Genomic DNA, 26,209 nt, shown 5'->3' on the forward strand with positions numbered 1-26,209 from the left:
TTCTAGGCGAGGAAGGTTTTGAGCTCGTCGACGAGCTTGCGGATGTGGCCGGAGAGCACCGGCGTACCGAGGTCTTTGAAGCGGTCACGGAACCACGGGTTGACACTGCCGCGGCCGGAGCTGGTGACCGAGCCGACCGGGATGAACTTGGCTCCCGAACGGTGAATGGCGACCATGCTCTGGAACAGTGGCTCGGTCTGCCATTCGTAGAAGTCGGAGATCCACACCACGACGGTGTTGCGGGGCTCCGCGATCTTCGGCTGGGCCAGTGCCATGGCCACCGTGCCGTCGGTGCCGCCACCGAGGTTGGTGCGCAGCAGGGTCTCGAAGGGGTCGTGCACCCATGGTGTGAGGTCGAGCGCCTGTGTGTCGTACGCGATCAGGTGGACGTCCACCTTCGGCAGCCCGGCGAAGATGGACGCCAGGATGGTGCAGTTCACCATGGAGTCGACCATCGAGCCCGACTGGTCCACGACGACGATCAGCCGCTGGGGTGTCGTCTTGCGGGCCGTGTGCCGGTAGTAGAGGCGGTCGACGTAGAGCCGCTCCTCCTCCGGGCTCCAGTTGGTGAGGTTCTTCCAGATCGTCCGGTCCAGATCGAGGTTGCGGAAAACCCGCTTGGGCGGGACGGAGCGGTCCAGGGGGCCCACCGTGGCCTTTTCCACCTGGGTGCGCAGTACTTCGGCGACCTCGTCGACGAAGCGGCGGATGAGGTCCTTGGCGTTGGCCAGGGCCACGCCCGAGAGGTTGTTCTTGTCCCGAAGCAGCTGCTCGATCAGCGACATGCTCGGGGTGAGCCGCGCGGCGAGCCCGGAATCGGCGAGCACCTCACGCAGGTGCATCCGTTTGACGAGGTCGGCCTCGATGGTGGCCAGTTCCGGTCCGATCTCCGGAATGAGCCGGCCGAGGTCGGGGGACGTGTGCCGACCGCCGGTGCCGGTCGGGCTGACACCCACCCGTGCCGCGCCTCCCCCGGGACGGCCGCCTCGCAGCTCGCCGGGGACGCAGCCGAGGGCACGTTCGAGCCAGCCCGCGTCGGACTGCCAGCGCGCCAGCTGTCCGGCGGTGACCGTGCCCGAGCCGGAGGCGAAGACATTGAGCAGCACCTTCGACACCAGCGCCGCCCGTCGTACTTCGGCGGCCCGGTCGCGGGCATCGGCTCCCTCGGAGTCGATGTCCGGAGCCGGGTCGGGGTCGGGCGTCATCAGGCCGTCGAACTCGGCTGCCAGGTCCGGGTGCCGCTGCACGATCGAGTCGACGGAAGCCTGTGGGTCCAGCAGTGCGGAGGGCAGGCCGATGTCCTCGACGACGGCGAGGCTCGCGGATTCCAGTGTGCTCTGCTCCTCGGGGTCGAAGAGCCGGGCGAGGAGCCGCCAGTACAGGACCTGTCGGCGGTTGTCCTGGGGATCCGCCTCCGGGGTCCGAGAGGGCTGAAGAGTTGGCGGGGTGGTGGTCCCGGTGGTTCGTCCGGTCGTGTGGTCCGTCATTTCCGCAGCAGCCTCCCCGCGCGCTCCCGCAGCACGGCCACGGCGTCGGTGGCGGCCTTCTCGGCCTTGGCACCGGCCTTGTCGGTCGTGCCCCCGGCCCATCCCCCGGCGTGGATCGCGACGGCCTTCTTCCGTACGGTCGTCTCGACGGCCAGCGGCTGCACGCGATACGTCCCGGCGTCCCAGCGGAGCAGTCCGATGCACGCGCCGGATGCCGCGACGGCCTCGGGGGTGAGCGGTCCGGCGGTGGGAATGCGGTCGGTGTCGACGGCGAGGGGGCCCGCGGCGAGGGTGAACGTGACCGCGTCGTCGTCCTTGGTGGCGGCGTAGCCCTCCAGGAACACGGGCACGGCGATGCGCGCCGGGTGCCGGTCCAGGGGTGCTGTCGCCGCGTCGGTGGCAGTGGGCAGGGCGACGCGGGCGGTGGCGAAGGCGTCGGCGGGCTCGCCCCGGCGTGCGTGCTCGTCGCTCCAGATCAGGTCGCCCTCGGCGGTTACGGGCATGTCGGTGAGCTCCATCGAGCGGCCTTCGCCGATGGCGGCCAGCAGCGACATGTGCGGGCGGAGCAACTGCCAGAGCCCCGCTCCGACGACCGTGTCGGGTTTCGGCGCCGCGGCCCCGGCGCGTACCAGGCGGGGCGTGGAGCCGTCGGCGGGCTCGAACACCGCGTGAACCTGGGCCTGTACGGCGGTCGCGTGTTCATGGACGTCGATACCGAGGGGCAGGAGACGGCCGGTGGCCGTACCGGTCACGGGCACATCGGCCGCACCGGGCACCGTCAGCAGCAGGGCGCGCGACCACAGGTCGGCCCAGCGGCGTGCCGGGATCCGTTCCATGGACAATCCCGGACAGGACGCCGCGAGTTCGGCGGCGAAGCCGTCCAGGAGCGTCGCCAGGCGGCGCAGCGCGGGATCCGGCAGCATCGCGGAGACGACCGGCGAGGCGCCGGAGACCACTTCGTGGTCGATGCCCTGCCACCCGCAGCGCGCCAGATCGGCCAGCCAGGAGCGGGCGGCGGTGAGCAGGTTCGCCCCCTGCTGCCCGGCGGGAACCGGGACCGTCGCCTCACCACGGGTCCGGCCGGTCGCCTCCTCGATGCGGGTCATCAGTGCGTCGTGGACGGAGCCGAGGAGCGCGGTGCGGGCGGCGGCGAGGGCGAGGAAGTGGTCCTCGTTCGCGGCCCCGCCCGCTGCCTTCCCGGCCGCCTCGGCGACCCTTGCGGCCAGTGGCGTCCCGGCGACCGCGTGCGCGAGTCCGGTCAGTCCGGCGCTCTGGACGGGCTGCGGACGCAGCAGGCCGGCGACGAGAGCCCGGTCGAAGCCGTCGACGGCCTCCAGGGCCTCGTCGAGTCCGGTGATGTCCTCCGCGAACAGGTCGGCACGCATCACGCCACCGCCCTGGTCGGCGGGAACCACTGCATCTCCGGCAACGGCGCCGTGGTCGGGGCGAGTTCCAGGTAGGCGAGGTGGCGCAGGAACCGGCTGAAGACGGGGGCGGCCGCCTTGGTGTCCCCCTGCGGTGGACGTGCGGCGCTCATGTCATGGGCCAGGGTCTGCGCGCTCGGCTCCCCGTCCGCGGGCTCGGCCTTCAGGTAGCGGGCGACGCGCTCGGCACCGTACTGCAGCACCGCCTCGTTGATCAGGGCCCTGATGTGATTGCAGAACGACCCCCGCGCGCCGCCGCAGGGCCGGTTGTTGTTGGTGCTGCAGGCGAACGCGTACGTAGCCGCGGCGACCGACGACACATAGACCCGCCCGATGTCGGAGCCGCTGGACACGACACCCTGCAGGCGTCCGTCGGCCAGCTCGACGAACGGGACTTTGGCCAGCTTGCGCGGTCGTGCGGGTGTTGTCACCCGTGCCGTGCTCGACCTCTCCCAATCTGACAACACACCACTCCTATGTGCACCAAGGCGACTTCCTCGCCACAACGGCAGGACACGACCGAACATACCTACGACCACTGACAACGCCCGGTCACGGCCGCGGCGCCGCCCGCTGCGCGGCTGCGGCCAGGGACGTGCGGCAGCCGCGCAACAGGGCATCAACGTTTCAGCGCCGGAGGTGGACGATCACCCGCACGCGGCGGGGAGGAGCGGAGCGCGCCGTCCCCCCGGCGGCGTCAGAGGGTGGGTGCGGAGCCTTCGGAGGCCACGTCTTCTCCGCCCGAAGGCCGGGGGTGGAACGGGATGGCCACGAGATCGTACTGAGGGCACGGCGTCGTGAAGCACTGCTTGGGCGAGGGCACACAGAACTGTCCGGCAGGCGCGACGACGGCGGCACACGGACTCGCCTGCGGAGCGGTGGAACCCGTCTGTTGGACAGTCGAACCCGTCTGATGGGCAGTCGAACCCGTCTGATGGGCAATGGAACCCGTCCGTGGAGCAGTGGAGCTCGCCTGTGGTGCGACGGAGCCTTCTCCGGCGTGCGCCGGGCTCGACATGGTGAGGGGCAGGGCGGTGAGAGCGACCGCCGTGGCGGTACGCAGCAGGTTGTGAATCACAAGGAGCAGAGTTAGCCGCACCCCGGCGCGTGGCCGTATCGCCCGAGGGTCAATCACCCTTACGGGTCGAGAGGTTCACCCCCGGAACATATTTACCATCGATCTCATACCTTGCCGGCGCCGTCCGAATCTCGTCAGCACGCGGCCGCGCACGGCGCCGTGCCTGCCACGTTGTCGGGCCAGACTGGCCGGAATGGGCCGTCACACAACGGGATGCTCTGCCGTTCACTTGCCGGAAGCTCGCAAGCAGCGCGACGGATGAGGGGCGTTCACAGTGCGGCGAACTCTGCGGTCCTTGTTGCTCGTCGTCGGGGGTGGCCTCGCGGGGCTCGCGGCAGTTGCTGTGCACCGGGCCGGTCTGCCGCTCGGCTTCGTCGTGTATGCCGACGCCGCCATCGTGCTGTGCTGGCTCGTCGTCGCCGTCCTGCTGTTTCAGGGGCGCCGGGTTCCGGAGGTCCCCGTGGACGGCGCCGGCGGCCGGAACCACCAGGCGGTGCGCTGCTCCACCCAGGGCGAGCCCTGCGCCCGCTCCCGCTGGGGCGCCCGCCACCGCCCCTGATCCGGCCAAAGTCCCCGCGCGCCGGCCCCCGCTCGGCCGCGCTCTGCGATTATGACCGGCGACCACCCCCGCCGAGCAGCCGAGGAGTGCCGTGTGACCGAGGTCCACGTGAGTTCGGCCGTCATGACCCACCCCGTGCGCCTCACCCAGGCCCAGGACCTCGCCGCCCGGCTGCGGCTCGACGGTCTCGCCCTCGACCCCGACCCCGAGGGGCCGCCCTCCGCCCTGCGCACCGCCCTGGTCGCGTGGGCCGCCGTGACTCCGCGGGCCAGTCATCATCTCGTCGTCCAGGACGACGTCGACGCCCCCGTCGAACTCCTGGAGATCGTCGGACGGGCCGCCGCCCGGTTTCCCGACGAGGCGCTGGTCTTCTACACCAACTGGCACGCCCGCAACGGCGCCGCCGTCCGGCTCGCCGCCCTCGCCGGAGCCTGCTGGGTACGGGCCGTGCCCGATGAGTTCACGCCGTCGCTGGGGGTCTGCCTGCCGTCCGGGACCGCCGCCGACTTCCGCGAGTACGCCCGCGAGAGCGCCGAACGCCACGACGACGAACTGCTCTCCGTCTTCTTCCGCAGCCGCGGCCGGGGCCGGATGAGCCTGCTCGCCGTACCGAACATCGTCGAGCACATCGGCACCAGCAGCATCAACGGCCACGCGGCCCAGGGCATCCGCCTCGCCGTCTGCCCCACCTCCGCCGCCGACGCCGCTCCCCTGCTCGCCCGGGGCGGCGTCCTGGAGGAGCCGGGGTGGATCCCGTACATGCGGTACGGAGAGGGATACATCCGTCTGGCCGGCCAGGAACACTGCGCCGACGGCGGGCGCGGCCACCACCGGTGGCGCGATGCGCTGCCCGCGACCGGGCTCACCGAGGAGCTGGTCCGGGAGGCACGGGACGCGCATCTGCCGGAGGGCCTGGCGGCGGATGTGGCCCGGAGCTTCGGCAGGGCCTTCGCGGAAGAGCTGTGGATCCACGGTCTACTGCTCGGACGGCAGGCCGCCCGAGCGGCCCGGCGGCTGCCCCCCTCACCGGACGAGGTCCCCGCGGACGCGCTCGACCGGATGAGGCACTCCGCCGTCGCCACCGCCGGACCCGCCGGACTCCCGCCCGAACGCCGTCCGGAGGCGGGCCCGGACGAGGTCCGTACGATGGCCGCGTTCGCGTGGACCGCCGTCCGCGCGGGCGCACGGCTTCGGAGGGTGGCCGCCGGCGGCCACCGGCCCGTCGAGCCGTAGCAATCGGGCAGACGGACCGGCCGGACCATCAGGAGAGGTCGGGGCCCGCCCCGACCCGGTGCGTGATCCACACCCCGGGCTCCCAGTACGCCCCCAGGTCCCGCGCCCGGTCGACATCGAGCGGCGCGAGACCACCCGGGAAGACGTACTGCCCGTCCTCCGGGAAGGCGAGACCCGTCCAGCTCTCCCACTCGGCGACCGTGCCCGTGATCCGCGAGGACCGGTCGGACGCCGCCGCGACCGTGCCGCCCGCGCCCACCTGGGTTCGGATCCATGGGTCGAACGGGGCCCCGTCGTCCCGTGTCCAGGCCGCGTAACGCTCGATCGGCACCAGCGGGTAGCGGTCCTTCCACGTGGGCCGTACCGGCACCAGTACCGTCCCGAGCCCGGCGCGGCGCGCCGTGTCCGACATCGCGTCGAGCAGCACCTTGGACAGGCCCCGGCCCTGGTGGTCCTCGGCCACCTCGATGCCCAGCGCGCACAGGGCGCCGGGCGCTCGCCCGGCATCGCGGTCCGCGAAGGCCCGCGCGATCGAGTCGTCCAGGCCGGGGCCCAGATCGGCGGCGGTGCCGTCCCAGGAGCGGGGCAGCGACCGGCCCGCGCCGACGATCACGTCGTGCTCGTCGTCGTACAGGACGAACTGGAACTCCGGAAAGTCCTCGAACAGCCGGTTCCAGTAGTCGCCGTTGATGTCACCGTGCAGGTTGTACTCGGGCACCACACCGGCGAACCGCTCGGGAATGCGGTCCCACAGTTCGGGCCGTTCCGCGTGACGTACCACCACCAGGGCCATGGAGCCCCCCTTCCAGGAGAGATCTAGGAGGGGACCTCGACGTCCCAGACGACGACGATCGGCAGACCGTCCCAGGCGGCACGGGCCGCGTCCGCGATGAACTCCTCGTAACCGCCGGGCGCGAGCCGCCCGTTGAACAGCGGCTCGTGGCAGCCGCGCACCCGCAGCCCGGCCCGGCCGAACGCGTCCAGGTAACGGCTCGGCAGATGCACGTGGTTGCGTACGAACGCCAGCTCTTCGGAGCCCCGCACGAAGAGGCACTGGCCCTGCAGCGAGATGACGAAGGGGTGCATGTCCGAGACCACGATCCGCCCGCCCGGCCGGACCACCCGCGCCAGCTCCGCGACACCCGTGGCGAGGTCCGGAAGATGCGTCATGGCCAGCGAGCAGACCGCGAGGTCGACGGAGTCGTCGTCGAGCGGCAGCCGCTCCAGCCGCCCCACGCGGAACTCGGCGTCCGGGGCGTGCTCGCGGGCCTTCGCCAGCATCTGCGGCGACTGGTCCACGCCGATCGTGCGGTGACCGCGCGCGGTCAGCGCCCGGGTCTGCCGCCCGGTGCCGCAGGCTGCGTCGAGCGCCACGCCCGTCTCCAGGCCGTCGAGGATCGAGTGGACGACCGGCTCCTCCACCTCGATGTACGAGCTGGGCAGTGAGTCGTACACCGCCGACCAGGCGGCGTACCCCTCCGCCTCGTCGAGCTCGCTGACCGCGGCCCCGCCGTCCGGCAGCTTCTCCTCGCCGAGAACGAAGCGGCGTATTTCCGCCACCCGCTCCTGGAGGAACTCCTCGTCGCCATCCATGGCATGGCGCAGCAGCGCGAGCCCCTCGATCCCCAGCACCATTTCCCGTACGCGGAATTCACCGCTCATTCGAGCCCCTCACCGGCCGGTGGACGGATCCATGTCCTATCTGGCTCCGCCCTACCCGGACCGCCTGACACGGAGTCGAAAAAATACCTGCTATGTCCAAAAAGGTGGCTCGAATGGCCGGTTCACGACACTGTTGTCGTCCGAGGGGTCGCTGCTTAGCATGTGCGCCATGATTGAAGGATATCTGGGCCGCGAAAGCGTCATCGCCGGCGGAGAAGTGCTGCTGCACATCTCCACCGACGCTCCCCTGTTCCGTCTCCGTTTCTACCGGTTGGGACAGGAACTCGCGCCCGTCGGGGAATCCGGTACGTATCGGGGAAATCCGCACACCCCGCCCGCACACCCCGATGGAATACCCGGCCTCGCCTCGCCCGCCGACGACTGGAACTGGCCGCCGGTCTCCCTTCCCGTACCGGAGGACTGGCAGCCGGGAATTTATCTGGTCGAATTCATCGAATGCGCCGGACCCGGTCCGGACGGTGGCGGGAATCCGCCGCTGCTCGACGCGGAGCATCTCGAAGGGCACGCGCGGGAGTTCTTCGTCGTACGCCCCCGTGCGCCCGGCGGCCACTCCCGCATCCTCTACAAGAAGTCCACCTTCACGCGACATGCCTACAACCGCTCCGACCGGCCCGGTCTGGAACGCGCCGTCAGCCTCTACGACCACCCCGTCCACCGCACCGGCGGCGAGGGCTCCCTCCGAGGCCACAAGGTCAGCTTCCACCGCCCCGGTGGCGTCATCGACCTCGCCTACTGGGACGCGCCCTTCATCGCCTGGCTGGAACGCAACGGCTATGCCGTCGAGTACTGCACCGACCTCGATCTGCACGAGGACCCCGCCCTGCTCTCCTCGTACGATCTCCTCCTCAGCGTCGGCCACGACGAATACTGGAGCGTCGCGATGCGCACCCATGCGGAGCGATTCGTCCGCGAGGGCGGAAACATCGCCTTTCTCAGCGCCAACACCTGCTGGTGGCGTGTGCATCCGGCGGACGGCAACACTGCTTTCGTCTCCGACACCGACCACCACGTCGGTGACGAATACCCTTATTCGCCTGCCACCGACCAATGGTGGACGCCCGAACCCGACGGAGTCGGAAATCCGGAGAACTCGCTCACCGGGGTGAGTTTTCGCAATGGCGGACTGTGGCCCGCAACGGAATGGCCCGGCGACCGTCCCCGCGCCGGATACACGGTGCAACACGCCGGTCATTGGATCTATGAGGGCACCGGACTTCGCGACGGGTCCGACGGAGGAACACCGGACCGGCTGGGATCCGGAACACCCCTCATCGGATATGAATGCGACGGCGCCGCCTACGCCTACGACGCATACGGAACAGCCCGCGCCACCGGAGAGGACGGAACTCCTGACTCCTTCCTGATTCTGGGAATCTACGTACTGGAACCGGTGCACGAGGATTTCCACCACTTCAAGTGGGGCCACTGGAACGGCCCCGTGCGCGAAGCGGCCATCAGTAGCCCCCGCGCCGCCACCATGGGCATCCACACCGCGGGCGGCACCGTCTTCACGGCCGGCACCACCGACTGGTCCGTGGTCTGCGGGCACGAACAGGATCCGGCCGTCGTCCGTGTCACCCGCAACCTCCTCGACCGTCTTCGCCACCGGACCCCGCTCCCGGGGTGAGCAGCTCCCGCAGACCGGAGATCCGCGCCGCCCGCTCCGGCAGGGGCGGCGCGATGCCCTCCACCGCACGGTCGGGGCGCCACAGATGCACCGCCCGCATTCCCGCCGCCAGCGGACCGAGCACGTCGGGCACCCACATGTCGCCGACGAACAGCACCCGCCCGGCCGGCAGGGCGCACCGCTCCACCAGCGCGCGGTAGATCAGCGGATGGGGCTTGCGCGCCCCGGCCCGCGCGGAGCCGACGACCACGTCCACGGCCCCGCCGATCCCCACCGCCTCGACGCACTCCTCCAGGTTCCAGAACCAGTTGGAACACACCCCGACGAGCAGCCCGCGCTCCCGCAGTGCCGCGAGCACGCCGGGGACGTCGGCGAAGAGTTCGAGCCGGACCGCCTTCATCGCCCGGTCGAGCTCGGTGACCAGACCGTCCAGCTCGCCCTCCGGCACCCCGCAGCCACGTGCCCGCCGCCGCAGCCGGTCCCGCTCCCACGCCGTGTACGCCGCCTCACCGACCGAGTGCGCCACGTGCTCCTCGCCCTCGCCGGGGCCCACCGACCACTGGTCCCCCCAGAGTTCACCCTGGGCCGCCAGGCCCCGGCGCGCGAAGATCCCGTGGTGGTCCGGCGGCAGCGGCTCCACCATCCGCACCAGCGTCCCGTAGAAGTCGAAGACGACCGCGCCGACACCGTCCGGCACCATCGCGGGACCGTGCTCCATTCCTAGAACCGGCCGTACCTGTTCGGGAAGTAGTCCTCCAGCGTGCCTTCCCGTTCGATGTCGACGGTCGCGCAGTGCAGCCCGCCGCCGAACGGTCCGACCGCCCGGAACGGCACCGGCACGATCTCGAAGCCGTACGACGACAGCTGCTCCGCGAGCCGCACCTCTTTTTCCTCGACGCACAGTGTGTTCGCGTCGAGGTTCAGCATGTTCCCGGCGAGCCACGGACTGCAGAAGGACAGCTTCGGCGGATGGTCCCAGCTCGCCGGCTGGACGGCCTCGACGATCTCCCAGTCGTTGAGCTTGAAGAACTCCATCAGCTCGGCGTCCGCGAGCCGTTCACCGCAGTGCAGGACGAGTCCGGGCCGCAGCGGCACCCAGGTCGCGTCGATGTGCAGCGGATGGGTGTTGGTCGAGGTCACCGCGTGCACCCGGTGGTCGGGGTAGTGGCGCCGCAGCCACTCGTACCCGCTCTTGTTGGTGACGAACGACAGCTGCACGAAAAGGTCCTTGCCGAACCGCGCCACGTCCGCGGCGTCGAACAGCGGCTCGGCCTCGGTGAGCACCAGGTCGTAGTCGCGGACCCGGGCCAGCTGCTCCTCGGTCGACAGCTCGTTGTACGTGTCCCAGAACCCGGTCTTGTACGAGGCGTCCGTCAGCCGCGGTTTGGGTGCGGCCTCCCAGCGCATCCGGTCGTCGGCGTCGAACAGGCTCTGCAGCACCGGCCGGTAGCAGAGGTACTCGAACCATCGGCTGCGGTACGACATGGTCGCTTCCAGGACCTCGTTGCCGACCGTGAGCAGCAGGTCCCGGGGCGGCATGCAGCCGAACATCGACTCATGCGCCCACTCCGGCGTGCCCACCTGCCGGGTGAAGTCGAACGGGGTGGGGCGGTCCACCCTGATGCCGCGCCGCCGCAGCATGTCCGAGAAGTCGTCGAGCTGCTGCTCGGCCTCGGCCACCATGTCCGCGGGCATGGGACCGTACGTCCCCAGGGGGAATCCGTCGTCGGGGTAGTCCCGGCGCACCGCGTGCTCGGGGGCCTGCACCACGGTGCCCTCCGCCCGGCCGACGATCACGTGCCGCAGCGGATCCCAGCCGTTCCAGGAGTTGACCCGCACGGGGCGCGCGGAGATGTCGGGGGCGGTTGTGCTCTGCTCGGTCACGTACAAGCCCTTCGATCGGGGTCGTGGAGTGCCGCAGGCCAAACTGCGGGCACTGTCACGTCACCGTCAAGAGCCACCCCGCTACCCACCGTGCCGATCGCGTCAGCGTGGCCTGACTGCGGCCACGCCGTCGCGGCGCCTGTCGGCATCCACACAGCGCAGCGGGGAAGTGCTGGGCTTCGGGTGGGAAGCGCACCGTCGTGTTCCGGCCGAAACTCCGTGTCGTTGCGGGGAGTCGCGACCCGCGGGGTAGTGAGAAGACCGTCGCCGAAGCCCCGTACGTCTCAATGACCCCGCACGGAGGAATCCATGGCACTGCGTCCGCACCGCCGATCCATGATCCTGGGAGCCCTCCTGCTGCTCACGGCGGTGGCGGGCTGTAGTGGGGGCGACGCGGGCGAACGGGCCGGGGGAGGCGACGGACTGACGGTGTGGCTGACGGTCGACGCCCGGGAAAGCTGGCCGGAGCTGGTCGCCTCCGCCAACGCCCGGTTCGCGAAGAAGCACCCCGGGGTCGAGGTGGACGTCCAGTACCAGCAGTGGACGACGAAGAACCAGAAGCTCGACGCGGTCCTCGCGGGCCGGAACGTGCCCGACGTGGTCGAGATGGGCAACAGCGAGACCACCAACTACATCGTCAACGGCGCCTTCGCACCGCTCGACCCGAAGAGCTTCGACCGCTCCGGGCAGTGGCTGCCCGCGCTCGCCGACGCCTGTCGCGACGACGGCCGGACGTACTGCGTGCCGTACTACGCGGGGGCCCGCGTCGGTGTCTACCGCACCGACTACTTCCAGCGTGCCGGCCTCACCCACGCGCCGCGCACATACCCCGAGCTGATCTCCTCCCTGGACCGGCTCAAGAAGCAGTTCGGTGCCGAGGACCCCGGCTTCTCGGCCTTCTACATGCCCGGCCGCTACTGGTACGCCGCCATGGGCTTCGTCAAGGACACCGGCGGCGAGATGGCGGTCGAGAAGGACGGCCGCTGGCAGGGTGCGCTCTCCTCACCGAAGTCCGTCGCCGGGCTCACCTCCTGGAAGAAGCTCCTGGACGACTACTACGTCGGCGACCGGGCGAAGGACAACGGGGACCAGCCCGCCGTCGTCGGGCAGGGCAAGGTCGGCGTCTTCTACGGCAACACCTGGGAGGCCGCGGCCGCGGCCGACGCCCGCTCCGGCGGCGACCCGCGGCTCAAGGGCAAGTTCGCCACCTTCGCCTTCCCCGGCCCGTCCGGACAGCTGCTCCCGCCGTTCCTCGGCGGCTCCACCCTTGCCGTGCCCGTGAAGTCCAAGAACCAGGACCTGGCCAACGACTGGATCCGCCTCTTCACCGACCGGGAGTCGCAGGAGCGGCTGATCGCCGCCAACACCCTTCCCAACAACACCGTCCAGCTCGCGGACGTCGCCGCCGACGGCATAAACGGTCCTGCCGCCCAGGCCGCCACACGCGGCTGGGTCACTCCCCTCGCCCCCGGCTGGACCTCGGTGGAGAAGTCCAACGTCCTGCCCGAGATGCTGGAGCGCATCGCCACCGGCAAGGCGTCCGTGGCGGACGCCGCGCGGGAAGCGGACCGCAGGATCGACGCCGTGATCAATGAGCGCTGATCCGGCCGGGCGCAGACTGCGCCCCCTCCTGCCCTATCTGCTGATCGCCCCGGCCCTGCTCGCCCTGCTCGTGGTCCTCGGCTACCCGCTGGTCGACATGGTGACCCTGGCCTTCCAGGACATGACCCGCAAGGAGCTGTTCAGCGGCACGGCGCCGCCCTGGGCCGGGCTCGGGCAGTTCCGGGCGATCCTCGGCGACGGGTTCTTCTGGACCGTGACGGCCCGCACGGCCGTGTTCACCCTCGTCTGCGTCACCCTCACCATGCTGCTCGGCCTGCTCACCGCCCTTCTGATGCGGCTGGTGTCCCCGTGGGTCCGCGCCGTCCTCGCCGGGATCCTCGTCGCGGTGTGGGCGATGCCCGTGATGGTGGCGGCGGCCATCTTCCGTTGGCTCTTCGACGCGGACTACGGCGTCGTCAACTGGCTGCTCTCGACGCTGCCCGGCCTCGATCTCGCCCGGCACAACTGGTTCACCGACCCGTTGCAGGGCTTCGCCGTGATCACCGCCGTCGTCGTCTGGGGCGCGCTGCCGTTCGCCGCGATCAGCCTGCACGCGGCGCTCGCCCAGATCCCGCCGGAGCTGGAGGAGGCCGCCCTCATCGACGGCGCCCGCCCCTCCCAGGTCTTCCGGTACGTCACCTTCCCGGCGATCAAACCCCTGTTCGTGATGGTCACCACCCTGATGTCGATCTGGGACTTCGGGGTCTTCAACCAGATCTGGCTGATGCGCGGCGGCCAGCCCGAGCGCGAGTACTACCTGCTCGGCGTGTACTCCTTCATCGAGTCCTTCGCCGTCAACCGCTACAGCGCCGGAGCCGCGATCGCCCTGGTCACCGTCGTTCTGCTGCTAGCCGGGGCCGTGCTCTACCTGCGGCAGATGCTGCGGCTGGGAGAGGTCGAATGAGCGCGGTACGCAAGCGGCCGGGGGCGGGCAGGGGACTGCGTCGCGGGCACCGGCGCCGTTACGACGTCCTCGGCCTCCTCGTGGCGGCCGCCGTCGGCTTCCCCGTCTACTGGATGGTCATCACCGCGTTCCGGCCGGCGACCGAGATCCTCAGCCTGCCGCCCGAGTTCTGGCCGGCCCACCCCACCTTCGCCAATTTCGCCCGTGCGATGCGCACGGAGACCTTCTGGTCCAACGTCCGCTCCAGCGCCGTCATCGGCCTCGGCACCGTCCTCGTCTCGCTCCTGGTCGGCGCCCTCGCCGCGTTCGCCCTATCCCGCTTCCGCTTCGCCGGCCGCAAGGCGTTCGTCGTGGTGATCCTCACCGTCCAGATGATCCCGCTCGCCGCCCTCGTCATCCCCGTCTACCTGCTCCTGAACAAGGCGGGTCTCACCGACAGTCTCGGCGGCGTGATCCTCGTCTACCTCGTCTTCACGCTGCCGTTCACCGTGTGGATGCTGCACGGCTTCATCTCGGCGATCCCGGTCGAGCTCGAAGAGGCGGCGATGGTCGACGGCTGCGGCCGCTTCGGCGCCTTCGTCCGCGTCGTCCTGCCGCTGCTCGCCCCCGGACTCGTCGCCACTTCCGTCTTCGCCATGGTGCAGGCGTGGAACGAGTACGTCCTCGTCTACGTCCTGCTGTCCACCCCTCAGAAGCAGACCCTCAGCATCTGGCTGGTCTCCTTCCAGACCAGCTTCGGCACCGACTACGGCGGGCTGATGGCGGGCGCCACGCTCACCGCCCTGCCCGTGGTCGTGTTCTTCCTGGCCGTCCAGCGCAAGATCGCCGCGGGGCTGGCCACCGGCGCGGTCAAGGGCTGAACGACGCCCGGCCACAACCGGTGCGCCCCGCCGACGACACCCCGTACACCCCGCAGAGGAGAGCCCTGTGACGCACGACCGCCTCGACCTCGTCTCCAAGCTCTACCAGCCCTCGGGCTGGCCCCGGATCCTCCAGGCCGCCTCCGGCTCGCCCTCCCGCGCCCCGCTCGTCGTGGACTTGGACCCGACCACGTTCTGCGACCTGGCCTGCCCCGAATGCATCAGCGGAAAGCTCCTCAACCAGGGCCGGTTCACCCCGGACCGGCTCGCCGCCCTCGCCGAGGAACTCGTCGCGATGTCCGTCCGGGCGGTGGTCCTGATAGGCGGCGGGGAACCCCTCGCCCATCGCGGCACCCGCAAGGTATTACGCATCCTCGGCGAGGCTGGCCTGGCCGTCGGGGTCGTCACCAACGGCACGATGATCAAGCAGAACATCACCGAACTCGCCCGGTACGCCACCTGGGTCCGCGTCTCCGTCGACGCCGGCACCGCTGAGACGTACGGCCTGTTCCGGCCGGACCGCAAGGGCCGCAGCGTCTTCGACAAGGTGATCGGGAACATGCGGCTGCTCGCCGCCGAGAAGACCGGAGCGCTCGGCTACTCCTTCCTCGTGATGTCGCGCCGGGAACCGGACGGGCGGACCGTCGCCAATCACCACGAGGTGCTGCGCGCCGCCGAACTCGCCCACGACATCGGCTGCGACTACTTCGAGACCAAGGCCATGTTCGACGACGACCACCACGTCGTGCAGGTCCCGAAGGAAATGCTGGACTCGGTCGACCGCCAGCTCGCCGAGGCCGCCCGGCTGGAGAGCGACCGCTTCCAGCTCGTCAACTCCTCCACCCTCACCTCCCTGCGCAGCCATGTCGGCCCCGTCCAGCCCAAGGAGTACGACCGCTGCCGGGTCGCCGAACTCCGCACCCTCATCACCCCCTCGGGGGTGTACGTGTGCGCCTACCACCGGGGCAACCCGCTCGCCCGGTTAGGCGACGCCGTCACCGACGACCTCGCCACCATCTGGCAGGACTCCGACCGCGGGATCGTCGACCCGAGCCGGGACTGCCGGTTCCACTGCGCACGCCACGGCTCCAACCTGGAACTGGAACGCATCGCCCGCGGAACCGGCGAGCTCCCGCCGGCGGAGGACTACGACCCGTTCCTCTGACTCAGTCAGGGCCTGTCCGACGGACCAGGGACAGGCCCTATCCCCTCTCGGCCGGCACCTGGGCCCGGCAGGTGCCCGGGGCCGCCGTGGCGGGCAGGACCCGGGCTCCCGGATGGGAGACGCGCAGCGCCCGCTCAAGGCGCCGCACCCGTTCCGCGGTCTCCTCCGCCCGGCAGACGCCGACCAGCGCACCGCCTCCGCCGGCCCCGCTCAGCTTCAGCGGCAGGCCGGCGGAGCGCAGCGCGACCCTTCGCAGCTCCTCCAGGAGCGGCGTCGACATCCGCTGGTGCTCCCGCATGGCCTCGTGGGCGTCGGTCATCGCGGCCCCCAGCCCTGCCAGATCCCTGCCGCGGAGCGCCTCCCACACCCGGCCCGATGCCTCGTCGGCCGCGCGCCGGTACGCGGCGAGCGCCGGATCGCCGGCGGCGAGCTGCGCCCGTACGTCCCGGATGTGGTGCCTCGTGTCCTTGTGGGTGCCGGAGTCCACGACGACCACCTGCCACTCGGCCGGGAGGTCCAGCCGTTCCCGTACGGCCGGAAGTCCTTGCTCGCGGCCGTCGAGAAGGAGCGCGCCGCCCTCGACGACCGCGAGGTGGTCCATGCCACCGCCGTTGAAGACCGCGAACTCGAACTCGTACGCCCACTGCGCGATCGTGGCGTCGGAGACGCGCCGCGCGGAGAGCGACGCGTCCGTGAACGCCCGGAACAGCGCCACGATCCGTGCGGTCGACGACGAGAGACCGCTCGCCGCAGGAGCCTCGCTGCGCACGGTGACGGCGGGCGGGTGTGCGGCGAGGCCGGGCAGCCGCTCGCGCAGGAACGTCCATACCCCCCGCCGCCAGCTGTCCTCGGTCTCCCCGTCGGGCACGGGGCCGGGCACGACCTCCACGGTCGTCATCAGGCCGAGCGCGAGACTCACCGAGCGGCCCCCGCCGAGCCAGTCCAGGTCCTCGCCGGACAGGCAGGCCCGGCAGGGAACCACCGCGCGTATCGGATGTGTGGCATTCACCGTGCCTGGAACCTTCCCTCCGTGCGGAACCTCTCGTACATGGACAGCACCACTTCGGTCGGCGGATGCAGTGGCCGGGGCGGGTCGCCGAGCGGCCGGAACAGTGCCTGGCGCACCTCGTCGGCGCCGGGCGCGAGTGTCCCCGTCCAGCGCCGGGCGAAGAAGCACAGCGCGAAGCAGTGCGTCACGTCCCCGTTCGGGTAGGTGAGGGTGTGCACCTGCGGATCGGAGAGCGATCCGAACGCCACCAGATCATCCCGTTCCACCCGCAGCCCGGTCTCCTCGGCGACCTCCCGGACGGCCGCGTCGGCGAAGTCGCCGCCCTCCTCGCAGGAACCGGCCGGCAGCTCCCAGACCCCGTTGTCCACGCGCTGCTGGAACAGCCCCCGGCCCTCGGAGTCGAGCAGAAGCACCTGCGCACCGGGCACGAGGAGGGTTCTGGAGCCGACTTCTTGACGCAACGACCAGATGTAGGAACCGGCATAACTCATGTCGTGCGTGTCGCCTCCGTCGTCGTCCCCCCGGGCCCCTCGTCGCGCAGCGTCTCATGCCCCGCCGCCTCGTCGGCCAGCCAGCGCGGCGTGGCGTCCGGCGTGGCGAGCAGCCATCGCACGTAGCGCTCCACGCCCTCACGGACCCCGATGCCCGCCTGCCAGCGCAGCAGTTCCCTGGAGTGTTCGACCGAGGCGTAGCCGCCGAGCGGGTCCCCCTCGGGGCGCGGGGTGGTGATCCGCCGCGCGCCGGGGAAGTACGGGGCGATCAGGTCGGCCACCTCCTTGACCGAAGTGGGCCTGCCCGTACCGACGTTGACGGTCTGTCCGGCCATCCGGTCCTCGGTCAGGGCGAGTGCGGTGGCCTCGGCGACGTCGTCTACGTGGATGAGGTCGCGGACCTGGATCCCGCCGCCGTTGAGGCGCATCGGCCGGCCGAGGCGGGCCTGGAGGGAGAGCCAGGGCACCATCCAGGAGTGGCTGCCGGGCTTGGGGATCTGGGGCTCGCCGTACACGGAGAAGTAACGCACCACCGCGTACTCGGTGCCGCCGGCGGCGCCGAGCATCAGCCGGGTCTGGTGCTCGGCCCAGAGCTTGCAGTTCGCGTACACGGATACCGGATGCAGGGGCATGTCCTCGTGGAAGACCTGCGGCCCCTCGATGCCGGGCACGCCGTCGCCGTACACGGAGGCGGAGGAGACCAGTACGAGCCTGCGGACCGGGAAGCGGGCGGCCTGTTCCAGGACGACCTGGGTGCCCTCCACGTTGGCGCGGAAGGCGATGTCGGGGCGCCGGGTACAGGCGGCGACATCCGCGTAGGCGGCCGCGTGCACCACGAAGTCGGCCTCGCGCAGCAGCCCGCCGACAACCGCGGCGTCGCGGACGTCGCCCACGACAAGGCGTGCGCCGCTGCGCGCCACCCCGAAGGTCGCGTGGCCCGACTCGGGGTAGGCGTCCATCCGGTCCAGGACGGTGACGACGGCTCCGGCGCTCCGCAGCAGCGCGACCAGCCGGCTGCCGACGAGTCCGCCGCCGCCGGTCACCACGACGCGGGCGTCACGGAGCTGTTCGAGCCGGGAGCGGACGGTCTCCTGATTGGCGATGGAGCCCTCGGCGACGGTCAAGGAGGGTAACGCGGGCATGGAAGCCTCTTTCCGGCGTCAGGGGGTGCAGGCGCTTCTCGGCGTGCGAGCGCAAGCATCGTCGGGCCCGTCGTACGCCCGCCAGAGGGCGATTTCGGCACTCTTGCGGGGCGTGTGAGCCATCCGTACTGTCCGGATCTGGCTGGCGGGACACGGGTGCCGGGCAGGCCCGGACAGAGGGAGGACGTATGGCGCGTCAACGGCTCAGTGCAGTGGTCATGACCCATCCCAAGCGGCGCGCGGCGGCCGAGAAGCTGGCGTTGAGCGCGCCGTCCGGTCTTCTGCGGGTCGTCATGGACCCCGACCCCACCGGGACTCCGTCGGTGCTGCGCACCGCGCTGGCCGCGTGGTCGGCGATCGAGGACGGAGCCACGCATCAACTGGTGATCCAGGACGACATGGTGTTGTCCGATTCCTTCTTCGACCGGGTGCGGTGCGCGATCGAGGAGTTGCCCGACTCGGCGCTCGCCCTGTTCGCTCTCTGGGACTCCCGCAACGGGGCGGCCGTGCGGTTCGGGGCGATGGCGGGTGCCCGCTGGGTCGGTGCCGTCAACGAGTACTTCCCCTGCGTGGCGATCGTTCTGCCGCGCAGGGTCGCCGAGGGTTTCGTCGCGTACGGGAGGCAGCGGCTCGGCGGCTGGCCCGACGACATCCTGATGTACCGCTATCTGTGTGCCAACGGTGTACCGCGCCATGTCGCCGTGCCGAACCTCGCCGAGCACGAGGACCGCGGCTCGATCTCCGGGAACGCGTTCCGCGGACCGCGCCGCTCGGTCTGTTTCCTGCCGGAGGACGGGGTCGGGGACGAGGGCCGGACCCTGACCGGCCTGACGGTGATCCCGTTCTTCAAGTACGGCGTCGCGAAGTGCGCGGTACGGGTCGCGGGCCCCGGCCCGGAACGGTGGCTGCACCTGGAAGCGGAGCAGTACCTGAGCGGCGCCGGTCTCTCGCCCGCGCTGCTCCGTCCGCCCGGCGGCGGCGCTGCCGAGGCGGATATACGAGGGACCTGGCTGACGGCACTCGCGATGGGGTTCGAGGCGGCCCGCGCCGGATTCGCGGTGCCGCCCGAGGCGTCTCGGACGTACGCGGAGGCGGTGGCGACGATCGGTCCGGGCGGCATCAGCAACGCCAGTACGGAGGAGCACATCGCGCGGCGCCGCGAACCCCTGGCCGAGGTGGCGCGGCTGGCGCTCCAGGCCGGGCGCGAGGCTGCCGCCGGGCACCGGCCGCGGTCCCGGCGGCAGGGCGGCCTGGTGTGGCGCGGGGCGGCGACGCCGCTCGGCGAACACCTCGTGCGCAGGCTGGCCGACCGGGAGGAGCGGTCCGCCGCCGTCGTCGACCTCACGCGGCTCCACGGCGCCGAACCGGAGGTGACGGTCCGTCCGCAGGGCGACCCCGTCCCGTACCGCCTGGGCGTGGGTGAGGTGTACGGTCCCGGCTGCTCGCGCGACAGCCGTGTCGGCCGCATGGTGTGGGAGGCGCTGCGGAGTCGTCCCGTCGTGGTCGAGGGTGACCCGGACGCCGAGGTGCATCCGGTGTACGTGGACGATCTCGCCGACGCGATCGAGGCCGTACTCCGGACCCGGCCGGAACGGCACGTCCTCACGGTCGCGCCCGAGAAGCCGTGCACGGCTGCCGAGTTGGCGCAGGCCGTGCACGAGGCCGTACGGCCCGTGCCGGTGCGGACCGGGGCCGGGGCCAGGTCCGTTGCCGGGGCCGTCGCCGGGTCCGGGAACGGTCGGCCTGCCCCGGTGGACGCGGTGCGACCGCCCGGCTGGACGCCCGCGACGGGTCTGGCACGCGGTCTGCACGCCTTCGCCCAGTGGCTCGCCTATGAGGGCGTCCTGCACACCGAGGACTGATCCGGCGAGACGCCGCCGGATCCCTGGCAGGGCTTGACGCGCAGTTCCTGGGACCGCGCGCCAGGCCCTGTGGTCACTGCCGGGCCGGAAGGCAGGCCATGCCGTGGGATCGGTGGCGGGGCCTACTCGGCCGCGGCGGCCTCGGTCCCGGACCCGGCGCCCGACTCGGCATCGGCCCCGGCCTCTGCCCCTGGCTCCGGTCGGCGGATCGAGCAGACCAGCGCGTTGTCCTTCACGTCGGCGACGACGGTGTCGCCCGGCTCCGCCTCGTCGCTGAGCAGCAGGGAGGCGATGCGGTTGTCGAGTTCGGTCTGGATCGTGCGGCGCAGCGGGCGGGCACCGAACTCCGGCTGGTGGCCGTGTGCGACGAGGAGCTTCTTCGCGGCCTCGGTGATCTCCAGCTCCATTCCCTGGGCCCGTACGCGGCGTTTGCTGCCGTCCAGCATCAGGTCGACGATGAGGCCGAGGTCGTCCTTGTCGAGGCCGTGGAAGATGATCGTCTCGTCGACACGGTTGAGGAACTCCGGCGGGAAGTGGCCCCGCAGGTCGCCCATGAGGTCGTCGCGGATCTCGGAGACATCGCCCTTGTGGGCGAGGATGCGCTGGGCCCCGATGTTGGACGTCATGATGACGACGGTGTGGCGGAAGTCCACAGTCCGTCCCTGCGCGTCGGTCAGGCGTCCGTCGTCGAGGACTTGCAGCAGCGTGTTGAAGACGTCCGGGTGGGCCTTCTCCACCTCGTCGAACAGGAGCACGCTGTAGGGCTGGCGGCGTACCTTCTCGGTCAGCTGGCCGGCCTCCTCGTGGCCCACGTATCCGGGCGGTGCGCCGACGAGCCGCGAGACGGTGTGCTTCTCCTGGAACTCGCTCATGTCGAAGCGGACCATGCGGTGCTCGTCACCGAAGAGCAACTCGGCCAGTGCCTTGGCGAGTTCGGTCTTGCCCACACCGGTGGGGCCGAGGAAGAGAAAGGAGCCGACGGGGCGGTCGGGGTCGCCCATTCCGGCCCGGTTGCGGCGCACCGCCTGGGCGATCGCGGTGACCGCCTCGTCCTGGCCGACCACCCGGGAGTGCAGTGCGTCCTCCAGCTTGAGGAGCTTCTCCTTCTCGCTGGCGGTGAGCTGCGCGACCGGGATGCCGGTGCGGCGGGAGACGACATCGGCGATGTCCGCGGTGGTGACGTCCATGACGCCCTCACGGCGTTCCTCGATGCCAGCGAGTTCGGCCTCGGTCTCCGCGATCTGCGTCTTCAGCCCGGAGGCCTTCTCGAAGTCCTCGGACGCGACCGCCTCGTCCTTCTCCCGTTTCAGCTTGGCGAGCCGGTCCTCGCGGGAGACGACTTCGGTGGACCGGCCGAGCGAGCGCAGCCGTACCCTGGCGCCCGCCTGGTCCATGAGGTCGATGGCCTTGTCCGGCAGGAAGCGATCACTGATGTAGCGGTCGGACAGCTCGGCCGCCGCCACCAGGGCTTCGTCGGCGAAGCGGACCTGGTGGTGGGCCTCGTAGGAGTCCCGCAGGCCCTCCAGGATCTGAATGGTCTCCTCGACCGTCGGCTCGGGCACCATGACGGGCTGGAAGCGGCGCTCCAGGGCGGCGTCCTTCTCGATGTGCTTGCGGTACTCGTCGATGGTCGTCGCGCCGACGACGTGCAGCTCACCGCGGGCCAGAGCGGGTTTGAGCATGTTGCCCGCGTCCATCGCGCCCTCGCCGGACGCCCCGGCGCCGACCACGGTGTGCAGCTCGTCGATGAACAGGATCGTCGAGTCCGCGGCGGCGCTGACCTCCTCGATGACGTTCTTGAGCCGTTCCTCGAACTGGCCGCGGTACTGGGAGCCCGCCACCAGGCCGGAGAGGTCCAGGGCGATCACCCGCTTGTCCTTGAGGGTGCGGGGGACGTCCCCGGCCACGATGCGCTGGGCGATTCCCTCCACGATCGCGGTCTTGCCGACGCCGGGCTCGCCGATCAGCACGGGGTTGTTCTTGGAGCGCCGGGAGAGGACCTCCACGGTCTGCTCGATCTCCTCGGCCCGGCCGACCACGGGGTCGAGTTTCCCGGCCTTCGCCTCTTCGGTCAGGTCCCGTCCGTACTGGTCGAGTGTGGGGGTGTCGCTGGTTCCACCCGCCGGGGTGCCCTCGGCCCGTGCCGCGTTCTCCGCCTCGCGCCGCAGCCTGCCGGTGTCCGTGCCGTAGGCACCGAGCATTCTGGCCGCGCCGGACTCCTGTGTGTCCAGCAGCGCGCCGAGGATGTGCTCGGGTCCGATGTAGGAGACGCCGGCCGCCTGCGAGCGCTCGTAGGCCTGAAGCAGTACGCGCTTGGCGGAGGGCGTCAGGCTCGGCTCGGCGGACGGCGTTGCGCTCTCCCCCGGCAGGACTTCCGCGATCCGTTTGGCCAGCTCGTCGGGGTCGGCCCCGGCCTGTTCGAGCAGGGTGCGTGCCGGGTCCACCTGGGTGGCCGCCCACAGCAGATGCTCGGTGTCCAGGTCCCGGCTGCCGTCCTCGGTCGCGCGTGTGGTCGCCCGGCCTATGAGCTCGCGCGCCGATTCGGTCAGCAGCCGCCCGATGGGAACCCGCTGCACCTGTGGCGGTGAGGACGCCGGGGACATCCCGAAGAACCGGTTGAGCAGTTCGTTGAACGGGTCCGGGCCGCCGAAGGAGCCGAAGGAGGACATGGTCATGGTCACCGTCCAGTGAGTGCGGGTGAGGGGAGAGCACGATCGGGTGGGTATGCCTGCCGGGATCGCCCTGCGCCGGACGCGGACGTGTGTCGCCCGGGGGTCACGGATCATCGCGGTCGCCTCGTGGCCCCCATCGGGCAGGTGATTTCACTAGACCAACGCCCACTCCGCCCCGCAACGGCGCGGACGATCACGTATCGCCCGCCACCGTCGCGCGGCATGCCGTCACGGACTTCCCGGCCCGGTGGCGGACCGGCCGGGCATCCGCCGTTCGGGTGATGACCGGACCGACGGTGCCGCACCGCGCGGGCGGCGGTCCCGGCAGGTCTCCTCGCCGACCGCCCGGCCCCCCGCCAAGACTTGCGCCATGAGCAACAAGGAAAAGGCGGAGGATCTCACGGGCGACCCCGGCCACGTGATCCTGGGCAGTTCGCGCAAGTCGTCGAAGACGGCGGTGCCCGGCCCCTCCAGCCGCCGCCCGAGCCGTTGCTCCACGGCTGCCGTGCAGACCTCGCCGGACGGGCCCACGAACCGCTCGATGATCTCGGCCTCCGTGAACGCGCGTCCTGGGTCGGCCATTACCGGCAGCAAGCCACGGAGGACCGACAGCCACCCGGGCACGTTGACTCGCGGCGTCCAGTTTCGGACATGCAGAGGGTGGCCTTACTCCGTGCCGGAGGGGCCGTGTTCACGAATCCGCACCCGGCGGTCGCGTCGTATCCGAGGCGTGTTCGCCGACGCGGCGGTCTCCTGTGGGCCGTGCCTGTTGACCACTGCGGTACGGAGCGGGCCGACGAGCCCCGGCTGACACACCGTCATCGATGCCGCCCCCGCACCCCTCGGACCTGGCACGTTCTATTTCCGGATTTCTACGTTCTTGTCGGTGCCATACGCCACGCTGAACGCATACCGCCCAACACCGGCTTGGAGGCCAGTAGTGGACGCCCAGGACCTCGCGCAGCTCGCCGACAAAGAGTTCGAGCAGATTCTCACCTCGAACATTCACCCGCCCACCCGAGACGCCAGAACATGGGCGGCGATCACTCACCCCGACAATCTGCCGCGTGCCCGGAAGATCCTCACGCATGTCCACGAGCGCACCGCGAGCGTTCTGCGCCGCCGGAAGACCGAGCGCGAGGAGTTCCGCGTCGAGTGCTTCGCGCGGGGTGAGGCCGGCAAGCGGGAATGGTTCGCCACCCGGGCCGAATTCGAATCGCTGCGGCGCCGCACCGCGAACTTTCACCAGCGTGTCCAGCGAGCCATCTCCGAGCTGGGCCAGGAGCAGCGGAACGTGAACCGCGCGCAGAGCCTGAGCTCCGGTCAGCAGAGCCGGGAGACGCTCCGTGAACTGGCTGTTGCCGTGCAGCGCCATCAGGCGGTCCACGCCCGCGACGGCGGCGGCGCCGAGCCGGCGGACCACGAGCTGTGGCGGCATCTGGACCGGCTGACCGTGCCCACGGGCCCCGGGCAGGAACCGACGACGCTCCGCACGATGCTCAGCATCTACTGGACCGACGTGCATCCGCTGGATGACGGTCCGGAACACCGGACGAGGACCGAGCACATCACCCACAGCGCTCCCGCGGCCCCGCCGTCGGCTCACTGCTGCGTGCCGCATGCCCGGCGCGTCCAAGGCCGGGAGGACCGCACGACATAGCCGCGGGTCCTGCGCTCCCCCGCCGTGCCGGCACAGGGCGGATCGGGGATCGTCCGTTCCGCCCCGCGCCGGGTGTCCGGCCGGAAGCGTCCGGGTCAGGACGCCTTGTACAGACCCGGCTTCGCCACATGCGGGTCGGCGCGGGCGCCGAGGACATGCAGCCGGACCTCGGACGTGGTGACGGGCGCGCTCAGGTACTCGATGCGCTTGTACCCGATGGTGCCCGCCTGCACGACAGTCTTCCACGCGGCGCCGTCCCAGGCGTCCACGGCGAAGGACTCGACACGTTGCCCGCGGGTGATGTCCTCCTGGAGCACGACGCGGTCGAACGCGACCGGCTGCGGGGACTCCACGGCCACCTCCCCCGAGTGCGCGTCACCCGCCGGGCTCCACGCGGAGGTCAGCTGTTCGTCCGTCAGCGGGGAGCCTCCGGAGGGGACCAGCGGGTTGGTGCCGTACGTGGCGCGTACGGTCTGTCCGAAGGACACCGGCGCGGCGGTGTCCGGATCGCTGATCCGGCCGTCCCGGTGGGCGGCACGTTCAGCAGCAGTACGGAGTTGCGGCCGACCGATGTGCGGTAGAGGTCGAGCAGCTTTGCGGGCGTCTTCACCCGGCTGTCCTGGGAGGCGTGCCAGAACCAGCCGGGCCGGATGGAGACGTCGGACTCCGCCGGGTACCGGGCGAGGTAGTCCGGGTGGTGGGCGGTGAGGACGTTCCGGGGGGCGAGATCGTCGCCCTCCGGCGCGACCACCATGTCGTCGTCACGATTGCGGGACGCGGGGTCGCCCTTGAACGGGATCACGCTCCAGTCGTCGTCGCGCCCCGAGGCGGTCTCGGTGCCGACCCAGCGGATGCCGGGGCCGTTGATCGCGGCGTTGGCGTGCGGGGCGATCTTCCCGATCGGGTCGTACCAGTCCGTGGTCTGGTAGGGCTGGTCGTACTGCCCGGCCCACGGATCGGCGCCGTCGAGCCAGACCTCGTCGATCTGGCCGTACTGGGTGAGCAGCTCGTACAGCTGGTTCATGAAGTACGCGTTGTAGTCGTCGGCCCGGTACGTGTACGTGGTGGCCGGGGTGCGGTCGTCGCCGTCGACGAGTGTCGGGACGGACTCTCCCGCCTGACGTACACCCTTCGCGGTGGGGCCCCGCCCCCCCCCCCCCGGGGGGGGCGCCCCCCCCCCCCCCCCCCGGGGGGGGGGGCCCCCCCCCCCCCCCCCCCGGCCGGGCTCGTCGGTCAGCCGACGTTCACGTCGATACAGGCGTAGAAGGCGTTGGCGGTGTCGGCGATGTTCCACACCGCGAGCACCTTCTGCCTGCCCGTCAGGCCGCCGAAGTCGACCTGGTGGGTGACGGTGGCGCCGGGCTGCGCTCCGTTGTCGTTGAACTCGGCGATCTTCCGGCCACCGGCGAAGTACTGCCAGGTGCTCGTGGCGTGCCGGGCGGTCAGGACCCACTGGAAGGACGTGCTCCGGCCGACCGGGGTGACCTGCCATCCCTTGGAGTCGTTGTCGAGTTCGACGAACCGGCTGTTGCCGCCGCTGCAACTGGTCAGCCCCTTGGGGCCTTCCACGCTCTGTGGCTCGTACTTGATGTCCCCGCAGCTCACGGTCCCGGCGGCGCACTGGGCCTGACGGCTCGGGGGCGACGAGATGTATCCGTGGGCACTGGCGGAGCCGACCGGAAGGCTCAGGACCAGTACGGGGGCGAGTAAGGCACCGATGACTGCGGCTGTCTTCCTTTTCGCGTGCATGCTTCTCCTTCACGTGAGGCGGCGCCGCACACGAGCGGGTCATGGGGGCCCGGTGGTGGCAGACCGGCCTCTCCGGGGTGGGGGGCCAAGAGGTGCGAAGGGCACGGCAGGAACCGCT

The 26,209-nt window shown here is 70.9% G+C and carries 23 protein-coding genes; 9 read left to right on the top strand and 14 right to left on the bottom strand.

The window, feature by feature from the left end:
- Window positions 1–2: 2 nt before the first annotated feature.
- From ACFYY7_RS24795 to ACFYY7_RS24805, 3 genes are read right to left on the bottom strand one after another with little or no spacing between them, the layout of a single operon-like run.
- The gene (locus ACFYY7_RS24795) at window positions 3–1,487 is read right to left on the bottom strand and encodes a VWA domain-containing protein (RefSeq protein WP_388664565.1); all 1,485 of its coding nucleotides are present in this window, start codon (window positions 1,485–1,487) and stop codon (window positions 3–5) included.
- On the bottom strand, window positions 1,484–2,902 hold the full coding sequence (locus ACFYY7_RS24800) for a hypothetical protein (RefSeq protein ID WP_388664567.1): 1,419 nt from the start codon (window positions 2,900–2,902) through the stop codon (window positions 1,484–1,486). Before ACFYY7_RS24800 ends, ACFYY7_RS24795 begins: the two co-directional genes overlap by 4 nt.
- Window positions 2,872–3,375: a hypothetical protein gene (locus ACFYY7_RS24805; RefSeq protein WP_388664569.1), complete on the bottom strand. Its 504-nt coding sequence runs from the start codon at window positions 3,373–3,375 to the stop codon at window positions 2,872–2,874. Before ACFYY7_RS24805 ends, ACFYY7_RS24800 begins: the two co-directional genes overlap by 31 nt.
- 909 nt (window positions 3,376–4,284) lie before the next feature.
- On the opposite strand from ACFYY7_RS24805, the gene ACFYY7_RS24810 reads away from it, so the two are divergent.
- On the top strand, window positions 4,285–4,548 hold the full coding sequence (locus ACFYY7_RS24810; protein ID WP_388664571.1) for a hypothetical protein: 264 nt from the start codon (window positions 4,285–4,287) through the stop codon (window positions 4,546–4,548).
- 93 nt (window positions 4,549–4,641) lie between these two features.
- Complete coding sequence (locus ACFYY7_RS24815; RefSeq protein WP_388664573.1) at window positions 4,642–5,781, top strand: hypothetical protein; 1,140 nt, start codon at window positions 4,642–4,644, stop codon at window positions 5,779–5,781.
- A 28-nt stretch (window positions 5,782–5,809) separates the two neighbouring features.
- Here the strand turns inward: ACFYY7_RS24815 and ACFYY7_RS24820 are convergent, their stop codons facing one another.
- Together ACFYY7_RS24820 and ACFYY7_RS24825 are read right to left on the bottom strand one after the other, a co-directional pair.
- Window positions 5,810–6,574 carry a GNAT family N-acetyltransferase gene (locus ACFYY7_RS24820; RefSeq protein ID WP_388664575.1) on the bottom strand — a complete coding sequence of 255 codons (765 nt, stop codon included), beginning with the start codon at window positions 6,572–6,574 and terminating at the stop codon, window positions 5,810–5,812.
- Window positions 6,575–6,597: 23 nt separating this feature from the next.
- Window positions 6,598–7,443 carry a class I SAM-dependent methyltransferase gene (locus ACFYY7_RS24825; RefSeq protein ID WP_388664577.1) on the bottom strand — a complete coding sequence of 282 codons (846 nt, stop codon included), beginning with the start codon at window positions 7,441–7,443 and terminating at the stop codon, window positions 6,598–6,600.
- A 169-nt stretch (window positions 7,444–7,612) separates the two neighbouring features.
- Between ACFYY7_RS24825 and ACFYY7_RS24830 the strand changes: the two genes are divergently transcribed.
- A complete protein-coding gene (locus ACFYY7_RS24830; RefSeq protein ID WP_388664579.1) occupies window positions 7,613–9,091 on the top strand; it encodes a N,N-dimethylformamidase beta subunit family domain-containing protein in 1,479 nt (492 codons plus the stop codon).
- Here the strand turns inward: ACFYY7_RS24830 and ACFYY7_RS24835 are convergent.
- On the bottom strand, window positions 9,039–9,791 hold the full coding sequence (locus tag ACFYY7_RS24835) for an HAD family hydrolase (RefSeq protein ID WP_388664581.1): 753 nt from the start codon (window positions 9,789–9,791) through the stop codon (window positions 9,039–9,041). The genes ACFYY7_RS24830 and ACFYY7_RS24835 overlap by 53 nt on opposite strands.
- Window positions 9,792–9,811: 20 nt before the next feature.
- On the bottom strand, window positions 9,812–10,975 hold the full coding sequence (locus ACFYY7_RS24840; RefSeq protein WP_388664583.1) for a serine/threonine protein kinase: 1,164 nt from the start codon (window positions 10,973–10,975) through the stop codon (window positions 9,812–9,814).
- Between the two features lie 309 nt (window positions 10,976–11,284).
- On the opposite strand from ACFYY7_RS24840, the gene ACFYY7_RS24845 reads away from it, so the two are divergent.
- The 4 genes from ACFYY7_RS24845 to ACFYY7_RS24860 all read left to right on the top strand — a co-directional run bounded on the left by ACFYY7_RS24845 (window position 11,285) and on the right by ACFYY7_RS24860 (window position 15,506).
- Window positions 11,285–12,577, top strand: coding sequence for an extracellular solute-binding protein (locus ACFYY7_RS24845; RefSeq protein WP_388664585.1), 1,293 nt, complete (start codon window positions 11,285–11,287; stop codon window positions 12,575–12,577).
- Window positions 12,567–13,481: a carbohydrate ABC transporter permease gene (locus ACFYY7_RS24850; protein ID WP_388664587.1), complete on the top strand. Its 915-nt coding sequence runs from the start codon at window positions 12,567–12,569 to the stop codon at window positions 13,479–13,481. The genes ACFYY7_RS24845 and ACFYY7_RS24850 overlap by 11 nt, the downstream gene beginning before the upstream one ends.
- Window positions 13,478–14,341: a carbohydrate ABC transporter permease gene (locus ACFYY7_RS24855; protein ID WP_388664589.1), complete on the top strand. Its 864-nt coding sequence runs from the start codon at window positions 13,478–13,480 to the stop codon at window positions 14,339–14,341. Before ACFYY7_RS24850 ends, ACFYY7_RS24855 begins: the two co-directional genes overlap by 4 nt.
- Before the next feature lie 67 nt (window positions 14,342–14,408).
- The gene (locus ACFYY7_RS24860) at window positions 14,409–15,506 is read left to right on the top strand and encodes a radical SAM protein (protein WP_388664591.1); all 1,098 of its coding nucleotides are present in this window, start codon (window positions 14,409–14,411) and stop codon (window positions 15,504–15,506) included.
- Window positions 15,507–15,543: 37 nt separating this feature from the next.
- Here the strand turns inward: ACFYY7_RS24860 and ACFYY7_RS24865 are convergent, their stop codons facing one another.
- From ACFYY7_RS24865 to ACFYY7_RS24875, 3 genes are read right to left on the bottom strand one after another with little or no spacing between them, the layout of a single operon-like run.
- Window positions 15,544–16,515 carry a mevalonate kinase gene (locus ACFYY7_RS24865; protein WP_388664593.1) on the bottom strand — a complete coding sequence of 324 codons (972 nt, stop codon included), beginning with the start codon at window positions 16,513–16,515 and terminating at the stop codon, window positions 15,544–15,546.
- Entirely contained in the window at window positions 16,512–17,006 is a 495-nt protein-coding gene (locus ACFYY7_RS24870; RefSeq protein WP_388664595.1) for an NUDIX domain-containing protein, read from the bottom strand. Before ACFYY7_RS24870 ends, ACFYY7_RS24865 begins: the two co-directional genes overlap by 4 nt.
- Window positions 17,003–18,148, bottom strand: coding sequence for an NAD-dependent epimerase/dehydratase family protein (locus tag ACFYY7_RS24875; protein ID WP_388664597.1), 1,146 nt, complete (start codon window positions 18,146–18,148; stop codon window positions 17,003–17,005). Before ACFYY7_RS24875 ends, ACFYY7_RS24870 begins: the two co-directional genes overlap by 4 nt.
- Before the next feature lie 218 nt (window positions 18,149–18,366).
- Between ACFYY7_RS24875 and ACFYY7_RS24880 the strand changes: the two genes are divergently transcribed.
- Window positions 18,367–20,010 (top strand): NAD-dependent epimerase/dehydratase family protein, encoded by a 1,644-nt coding sequence (locus tag ACFYY7_RS24880; protein ID WP_388664599.1) that lies wholly within the window; start codon window positions 18,367–18,369, stop codon window positions 20,008–20,010.
- A gap of 122 nt (window positions 20,011–20,132) precedes the next feature.
- On the opposite strand, the gene ACFYY7_RS24885 is transcribed toward ACFYY7_RS24880, so the two are convergent.
- Entirely contained in the window at window positions 20,133–22,685 is a 2,553-nt protein-coding gene (locus ACFYY7_RS24885) for an ATP-dependent Clp protease ATP-binding subunit (RefSeq protein WP_388664601.1), read from the bottom strand.
- A gap of 937 nt (window positions 22,686–23,622) precedes the next feature.
- Between ACFYY7_RS24885 and ACFYY7_RS24890 the strand changes: the two genes are divergently transcribed.
- Complete coding sequence (locus tag ACFYY7_RS24890; RefSeq protein WP_388664603.1) at window positions 23,623–24,342, top strand: hypothetical protein; 720 nt, start codon at window positions 23,623–23,625, stop codon at window positions 24,340–24,342.
- A 95-nt stretch (window positions 24,343–24,437) separates the two neighbouring features.
- Here ACFYY7_RS24890 and ACFYY7_RS24895 read toward each other — a convergent pair whose 3' ends face one another.
- From ACFYY7_RS24895 to ACFYY7_RS24905, 3 genes are read right to left on the bottom strand one after another with little or no spacing between them, the layout of a single operon-like run.
- Entirely contained in the window at window positions 24,438–24,830 is a 393-nt protein-coding gene (locus tag ACFYY7_RS24895; RefSeq protein WP_388664605.1) for a discoidin domain-containing protein, read from the bottom strand.
- Window positions 24,758–25,636, bottom strand: coding sequence for an alpha-L-fucosidase (locus tag ACFYY7_RS24900; protein ID WP_388664607.1), 879 nt, complete (start codon window positions 25,634–25,636; stop codon window positions 24,758–24,760). The genes ACFYY7_RS24895 and ACFYY7_RS24900 overlap by 73 nt, the downstream gene beginning before the upstream one ends.
- Window positions 25,576–26,091, bottom strand: coding sequence for a lytic polysaccharide monooxygenase auxiliary activity family 9 protein (locus ACFYY7_RS24905; protein ID WP_388664609.1), 516 nt, complete (start codon window positions 26,089–26,091; stop codon window positions 25,576–25,578). The genes ACFYY7_RS24900 and ACFYY7_RS24905 overlap by 61 nt, the downstream gene beginning before the upstream one ends.
- Between the last annotated feature and the right edge of the window lie 118 nt (window positions 26,092–26,209).

This window comes from Streptomyces sp. NPDC001933 (assembly GCF_042890955.1).
GTDB lineage: Bacteria > Actinomycetota > Actinomycetes > Streptomycetales > Streptomycetaceae > Streptomyces.